3 protein-coding genes and 2 pseudogenes are annotated in these 3,782 nt (G+C 61.8%); all 5 read left to right on the top strand.

Annotated elements, in window-relative coordinates; genetic code table 11:
- Positions 1-490 (top strand): annotated as a pseudogene (locus tag HLUSI_RS27830) (fumarate reductase/succinate dehydrogenase flavoprotein subunit); the annotation flags it as partial.
- Positions 491-516: 26 nt separating this feature from the next.
- Entirely contained in the window at positions 517-750 is a 234-nt protein-coding gene (locus HLUSI_RS0109360; RefSeq protein WP_016833720.1) for a 4Fe-4S dicluster domain-containing protein, read from the top strand.
- A 57-nt stretch (positions 751-807) separates the two neighbouring features.
- Complete coding sequence (locus tag HLUSI_RS0109355; protein WP_016833719.1) at positions 808-2,226, top strand: ABC transporter substrate-binding protein; 1,419 nt, start codon at positions 808-810, stop codon at positions 2,224-2,226.
- A gap of 23 nt (positions 2,227-2,249) precedes the next feature.
- On the top strand, positions 2,250-3,134 hold the full coding sequence (locus HLUSI_RS0109350; protein WP_238533956.1) for an ABC transporter permease: 885 nt from the start codon (positions 2,250-2,252) through the stop codon (positions 3,132-3,134).
- Positions 3,135-3,138: 4 nt separating this feature from the next.
- Positions 3,139-3,782, top strand: a pseudogene (locus HLUSI_RS27825) (ABC transporter ATP-binding protein); the annotation flags it as partial.

Raw genomic sequence — 3,782 nt, 5'->3', positions numbered from 1 at the left:
AACGCGCGTCTGGGCGCCGCTGCAACGCACCGACGGCCTGCCGCCCAACCAGGTGGAATACAAGCTGCGCCGCATGGTCAACGACTACCTGCAACCGCCCAAGGTCACGCGCAAGATGGAGATCGGCCTGTCACGCTTCGAGTCCATCCGCGAAGACCTCGACCGCCTGCAGGCGCGCAATCCGCACGAGCTGATGCGCGCGCTGGAAGTCCACGCCATCCGCGACTGCGCCGAAATGGCCGCACGCGCTTCGCTGTACCGCACCGAGAGCCGCTGGGGCCTGTACCACAACCGGGTCGACTATCCGGAACGCAACGACGCCGAATGGCTGGTGCACGTGCAACTGCAGAAGCAGCAGGACCAGATGATCTGCTTCAAGCGCCCCATCGAGCCGTACATCGTCGCGCTCGACGACAAGGAAAAAGACGCCTACCAGCATCTGCGCATCAAGAAGGACGCACCTGCTACAGCCGAGCCTGCAGCAGCCTGATACCTGAAACGAGTGAGGACCCATCAATGCCAACCGCCTTCAACATCACCAACGTCCCCGTCACCATCGACGAAGACAAATGCATCGCCGAAAAAGGCTGCACCGTCTGCGTCGACGTCTGCCCGCTCGATGTGCTCGCCATCGACCTCACCAAAGGCAAGGCCTTCATGAAGTTCGACGAGTGCTGGTATTGCATGCCCTGTGAGAAGGACTGCCCGACCGGGGCAGTCCATGTAGACATACCGTATCTGTTGCGCTGACGCATTGGCCACCTTGCGACAGTCGTCCATGCAGATCTTTCATCAGGGGATATAACAATGCAATTGCGTCACAACATCTACATGAGCCTGTTCGGCATTTCATTCGCCTTGGCGGCCGCTTCCATGACTGGCGCGGTCCAGGCGGAAACCATCCGCATCGCCATCGGCACGCAGGACACGACCATCAACTGCGCCACCGGCGGCCTGCTGATCCGCGAGTTGAAACTGCTGGAGAAATACCTGCCGCACGACGGCAGATACAAGGATGCGCAATACGACATCCAGTGGAAAAACTTCACCTCGGGCGCACCGCTGACCAATGAAATGGTGGCCGGCAAGCTCGACCTTGGGTCGATGGCGGACTTCCCCGGCTCCTTCAACGGCGCGGCGTTCCAGAAGGCCGGCAAACGCAGCCTGTTCATCACCGTGCTGTCCGGCAGCACGACCGGCAGCGGCAACGGCATCGTGGTGCCGAAGGCATCGACCGTGCAATCGCTGGCCGAACTGAAGGGCAAGACGATCTCGGTGCCGTTCGCCTCCACCGCGCACGGCATGCTGCTGCGCGCCGTCAAGGACCAGGGCTGGGATCCCGAAAAGGACGTGAACATCATCACTCAGGCGCCTGAAGTGGCCGGCTCCGCACTGCAGAGCAACAAGATCGATGCGCACGCCGACTTCGTGCCGTTCGCCGAACTGTTCCCACATCGCGGCTACGCACGCAAGATCTTCGACGGTTCGCAAGCCAACACGCCGACGCTGCACGGCAGCCTGGTCGATTCCGACTATGCAAAGAAATATCCCGAGATCGTGATCGCCTACCTGCGCGCCGCCATCGAAGCGGATCGCCTGTTCACCGCCGAGCCTGAGAAGTACAGCGAGCTGATCGAAAAAGTCACCGGCATCGAAGCCGAGGTCAATTACCTGTTCCACGGCCCGCTCGGCCTGCAGACACGCGACTTTACCTGGAAGCCGGAATACCGCCAGGCCGTCAAGACCTCGATCGACACGCTGAAAGCCATGAAGCGCACCGAGACCGATCTCGACGCCAACACCTTCATCGTCGACGAGTACCTGCGCACGGCGTTCAAGCAATCCGGCCTCGACTACGAAGCGCATCTGAAAAATTATGCGAAATCGCCGCTGACCGCCAAGGACAGCCTGACCGGCAAAGCCATCACCGATCCGAAACGCGTCGGCCAGATCTGGGTCCAGGGCGAACCGCTGGTGCGTCATTACGCCACGCTGGAAACCGCTCTGTCGGAAGCGCGCAAGCTGGAAAAGTCGGGCAAGAAGATCCGCACCGTCTATGCGCACGATCGTGACAGCGGCCTGAAGCTGTTGGCTGCCGATGCGTGGTTCGTACAAGGCAAGAACGACGTCAGCGCCTTCCTGCTGAAGAGCTCCGCCGAAGCGTGGGCGAAGAAGAACAACGGCAAGGTGCTGGACTTCAGCGCCGCCAAAGCCGGTTCGGTTTAATCCCTCTGCGACGGAGTCAGATCATGGCCTTGAGTTCTTCCTATAGTCCGACAGCGGATGGCGTGCCGCAGGACAATGCGGTATCGCCAACGCTGTCCGTGCGGCCTTCGCTGGACGCCGTTCTGCAAAAGTGGCTGCACAACTGGCTGCACCACGGGTTGCGCCTGGCCTCTGTCGCGGTCTGCCTGTTGCTGTGGCAATGGGCCTCCACCGTACATCTCAACCTGGGACTGATCACGTTCCAGAACGTGCCTTCGCCGAAAGAAGTGTTGCAGGCCGCCTGGGCGCTGGCGCAATCGCCCAGGCTGCTGTCGCATCTGAGCGCCAGCCTGTACCGGGTGTTCGCCGGCTTCGTCGTCGCCGCACTGGCGGGGATCGTGCTGGGCATGCTGATCGGCCGGCTGCGCTGGCTGGCCGACGTGCTGCTGCCGCCGCTCGAACTGCTGCGACCGATCCCGGCGGTGGCGTGGATACCGCTGGCTATCCTGATGTTTCCCTCGTCGGAAATCTCGATGATCTACATCACCTTCATCGGTGCGCTGTTTCCCATCCTGCTCAACACCATCCACGGCGTCGAAGGCGTCGATGCGCGCCTGATCGCTTCGGCGCGCAGCCTCGGCAGCGGCCGACGCGCCATCTTCACCGAAGTCATCCTGCCGGCGGCGGCGCCCAGCATCGTCACCGGCCTGTCGATCGGCATGGGCACGGCGTGGTTCTGCCTGGTCACGGCGGAAATGATCGCGGGCCAGTTCGGCATCGGCTACTACACCTGGGCCTCGTATACGATCCAGAACTACGCGGACATCATCGTCGGCATGCTCTTCATCGGCGTCATGGGCATGGGTAGCAGCGCCCTGATCAAGAAACTGGGCGGCCTGCTGATGCCCTGGTATCTGTTGCAAAGGTAGACACATGACGACAACGGAAAAATTCGGCAAGGTCGACATCGACCGCCTGAATATCGAACTGGGCGAAGGCAAGCACCGCTTTGAAGCATTGCAGGATGTGTCCATCGCCATCGCTCCCGGCGAATTCGTCTGCGTGCTGGGCCCGTCCGGCTGGCAGCGTGCGCGTGGACGGCGCGGCTGTCGACGGTCCGCATCCGGATCGCGGGCTGGTGTTCCAGCATCACACTCTTTTCCCATGGAAGCGCGTGCTCGACAACGTCGCCTTCGGCCTGAAGATGAAAGGCGTGGCGCGCGGTGAGCGTCATCAGCGCGCACGCGACCTGCTGAAACTGGTCGGACTGGAAGACTTCGAACACAGCTATCCGGCGCACTTGTCCGGCGGCATGCAGCAGCGCGTGGAAATTGCCCGCGTGCTGATCAACCATCCGCGCGTGATGCTGATGGACGAACCGTTCGGCGCGCTCGACGCGCAGACGCGGCTCAAGATGCAAGAGCTGTTGCTGGAAGTCTGGGGGCGCATCGAAACCACTATTTTGTTCATCACCCACGACATCGACGAAGCGCTGTTTCTGGCCGACCGCATCCTGGTCATGAGCCCGCGGCCGGGGCGCATCATCGAGGAAATCAAACTGGACTTCGCCCGTCCGG

The organism is Herbaspirillum lusitanum P6-12, from assembly GCF_000256565.1.
Classification (GTDB): Bacteria; Pseudomonadota; Gammaproteobacteria; order Burkholderiales; family Burkholderiaceae_D; genus Herbaspirillum; species Herbaspirillum lusitanum.
The sequence above is the reverse complement of the archived record's forward strand: the minus strand, read 5'-3'. Positions and strand labels throughout refer to the sequence as shown.

Bases quoted from the DNA above. Each gene is read 5' to 3' on its own strand.
- HLUSI_RS0109360 (WP_016833720.1), top strand. From the start codon at position 517: ATGCCAACCGCCTTCAACATCACCAACGTCCCCGTCACCATCGACGAA.
- HLUSI_RS0109355 (WP_016833719.1), top strand. From the start codon at position 808: ATGCAATTGCGTCACAACATCTACATGAGCCTGTTCGGCATTTCATTC.
- HLUSI_RS0109350 (WP_238533956.1), top strand. From the start codon at position 2,250: ATGGCCTTGAGTTCTTCCTATAGTCCGACAGCGGATGGCGTGCCGCAG.